3 protein-coding genes are annotated in these 3,243 nt (G+C 70.9%); all 3 read left to right on the top strand.

What is annotated here, in order from left to right:
• Positions 1-725, top strand: a 725-nt coding sequence (locus B9S61_RS10130; RefSeq protein ID WP_146064767.1) for an S-methyl-5-thioribose-1-phosphate isomerase, incomplete at its 5' end; no start/stop codon positions are given.
• A 4-nt stretch (positions 726-729) separates the two neighbouring features.
• Positions 730-1,419 carry a two-component system response regulator MtrA gene (mtrA, locus tag B9S61_RS10135; protein WP_004987303.1) on the top strand — a complete coding sequence of 230 codons (690 nt, stop codon included), beginning with the start codon at positions 730-732 and terminating at the stop codon, positions 1,417-1,419.
• A 1-nt stretch (position 1,420) separates the two neighbouring features.
• The coding region (mtrB, locus tag B9S61_RS10140) for an MtrAB system histidine kinase MtrB (protein ID WP_103541969.1) at positions 1,421-3,243 on the top strand (1,823 nt) is incomplete at its 3' end.

Consider the following 3,243-nt stretch of genomic DNA (forward strand, 5'->3'; position numbering starts at 1 on the left):
AGGACGCCGAGGCCAGCGCCCGGATGGCCGAGCGCGGGCTGGCACTGCTCGACGAGCTGCTGCCCGGCGGCGGGCACCGGATCCTCACGCACTGCAACACGGGTTCGCTGGTCTCGGGCGGTGAGGGAACGGCGTTCGCGGTGGCTCTGGCGGCGCACCGCGTGGGGCGGCTGACGCGCCTCTGGGTGGACGAAACGCGTCCGTTGCTGCAAGGTGCTCGCCTGACGGCATACGAGGCGGCCCGCAGCGGCATGGCGTACACCTTGCTCACCGACAACGCGGCGGGATCGCTGTTCGCGGCGGGTGAGGTGGACGCGGTGCTCATCGGTGCGGACCGCATCGCGGCCGACGGTTCGGTGGCGAACAAGGTGGGGAGCTATCCGCTCGCGGTGCTCGCGCGGTATCACCATGTGCCGTTCATCGTGGTGGCACCGGTGACGACAGTGGACCTGACGACGCCGGACGGGGCGTCCATCGAGGTGGAGCAGCGCCCCGGCCATGAAGTGACAGAGGTCACAGCACCGCAGGTGCCGGTGGCCGGGACGGAAGCGGGAGGCGGGATTCCGGTGGCACCCCTGGGGACCCAGGCGTACAACCCGGCGTTCGACGTGACACCGCCGGAGCTGGTGACGGCGATCGTGACCGAGGATGGCGTTGTCTCGCCCGTGACGAACGAGGCTCTGGCCGCTCTGTGCGCCGGGCCGCGCCAGGAAACTATTAGCTAATGGGATGATGTCGTTTATGAAGGGACGAGTCCTTGTCGTCGACGACGACAGCGCACTGGCCGAGATGCTCGGCATCGTGCTGCGCGGTGAAGGTTTTGAGCCGTCTTTCGTAGCCGACGGCGACAAGGCGCTGGCCGCCTTTCGCGAGACCAAACCCGATCTTGTACTGCTGGACCTGATGCTGCCCGGCCGGGACGGCATCGAGGTGTGCCGCCTGATCAGGGCGGAGTCCGGGGTGCCGATCGTGATGCTCACGGCGAAGAGCGACACCGTCGACGTGGTGGTGGGCCTGGAGTCCGGGGCCGACGACTACATCGTCAAGCCGTTCAAGCCGAAGGAGCTGGTGGCCCGGATCCGGGCGAGGCTGCGCAGGTCGGAGGAGCCCGCGCCGGAACAGCTCGCCATAGGCGATCTGGTGATCGACGTGGCCGGGCACTCCGTGAAGCGGGACGGGCAGTCCATCGCGCTCACGCCGCTGGAGTTCGATCTGCTGGTCGCGCTCGCCCGCAAGCCGTGGCAGGTGTTCACGCGTGAGGTGCTGCTGGAGCAGGTCTGGGGCTACCGTCACGCGGCGGACACCCGGCTGGTGAACGTGCACGTACAGCGGCTGCGCTCCAAGGTCGAGAAGGACCCGGAGAAGCCGGAGATCGTGGTGACCGTCCGTGGTGTCGGATACAAGGCAGGACCGAGCTGACATGTCCGGTGACAGTGCCGCTTCGGCGCCCGGCCGGTCCGGGGGCCGTCCGGAGCGGCCTGTCGGCCGGAAGAACGCGGGATCCCGCTGGACGCGCCTCCTCGAGGGCGGTCTGCTGCAGGGCGGGGTCCAGGGCAGCCCGGTCATCCGGCTCCTCATGCGCTGGGTGCGCCGGCCGCTGCTGCCCGTCATGCGGCTGTGGCGGCGCAACATCCAGCTCAAGGTCGTCGTCACCACGCTGCTGATGTCGCTGGGCGTGGTCCTGCTGCTGGGCTTCGTCGTCATCGGCCAGGTGCGCAACGGTCTGCTGGACGCCAAGGTGAAGGCCTCCCAGAGCCAGGCCACCGGCGGGTTCGCGGTCGCCAGACAGCAGGCCGAGGAGGCCGTGAGCGTCACGGGCGACGAGGAGACCGCGGCCGACGGCCGGCCCTCGCAGAGCGTCATCCAGTGGATGAGCGACCTCGTGGAGTCGCTCTCCAGCGGTGGTCAGGGCGCCTTCGACGTGGTGACCCTGCCCGCCGGCGACGACAGCGGCAGCGGGCGCGGACCGCGCGCCTCCGGCCAGGTCAATCCGACGGACAGTGTGCCCGCGGTGCTGCGCGAGAAGATCGACAGCAGTGGGGCGGCGGCGCAGAGCTACACGCGCGTCGTCTACGACTCCGACAAGGAGTCCCAGCCCGCCCTGGTCATCGGCAAGCAGGTCAACGACCCCAACGGTGACCCGTACCAGCTGTACTACCTCTTCCCGCTCACCCAGGAGGAGAAGTCGCTGAGCCTGGTCAAGGGCACGCTGGCGACCGCCGGACTGTTCGTCGTCGTACTCCTCGGCGCGATCGCCTGGCTCGTCGTGCGCCAGGTCGTCACCCCGGTGCGGATGGCGGCCGGGATCGCCGAGCGGCTGTCCGCCGGTCGGCTCCAGGAGCGGATGAAGGTCACCGGCGAGGACGACATCGCGCGGCTCGGCGAGGCCTTCAACAAGATGGCCCAGAACCTCCAGCTGAAGATCAGCCAGCTGGAGGACCTGTCGCGGATGCAGCGCCGGTTCGTGTCGGACGTGTCGCACGAACTGCGCACCCCGCTGACGACCGTACGGATGGCGGCGGACGTCATCCACGAGGCGCGGGTGGACTTCGACCCGGTCACCGCGCGGTCGGCGGAACTGCTCGCCGACCAGCTGGACCGGTTCGAGTCGCTGCTCGCGGACCTCCTCGAGATCAGCCGCTTCGACGCGGGCGCGGCGGCGCTGGAGGCGGAGCCGATAGACCTGCGCGAGGTCGTACGGCGGGTGGTCGGCGGGGCCGAGCCGCTCGCCGAGCGCAAGGGCGGCCTGATCCGGATCACCGGCGACCAGCAGCCCGTCGTCGCCGAGGCCGACGCGCGGCGCGTGGAGCGGGTACTGCGCAACCTCGTCGTCAACGCGGTGGAGCACGGCGAGGGCAGGGACGTCGTCGTCAGGCTGGCCGCGGCCGGCGGCGCGGTGGCGGTGGCGGTGCGCGACTACGGGGTGGGACTCAAGCCCGGTGAGGCGACCCGGGTCTTCAGCCGCTTCTGGCGGGCCGACCCGGCCCGCGCGCGCACCACCGGCGGTACGGGGCTGGGGCTGTCCATCGCCCTGGAGGACGCGCGGCTGCACGGCGGCTGGCTCCAGGCGTGGGGCGAGCCGGGCGGCGGCTCGCAGTTCCGGCTGACGCTGCCCCGGACCGCGGACGAACCGCTCAGGGGATCTCCGATACCCCTGGAGCCCAAGGACTCGCGGCGCAACCGCGGGCTCGACGACGCGGGTCTGCCGCGTGGCGGCGACGGCGGGAAGAGCGCCACGGTGCC

This window comes from Streptomyces sp. SM1 (genome assembly GCF_002910825.1).
GTDB lineage: Bacteria > Actinomycetota > Actinomycetes > Streptomycetales > Streptomycetaceae > Streptomyces > Streptomyces okerensis.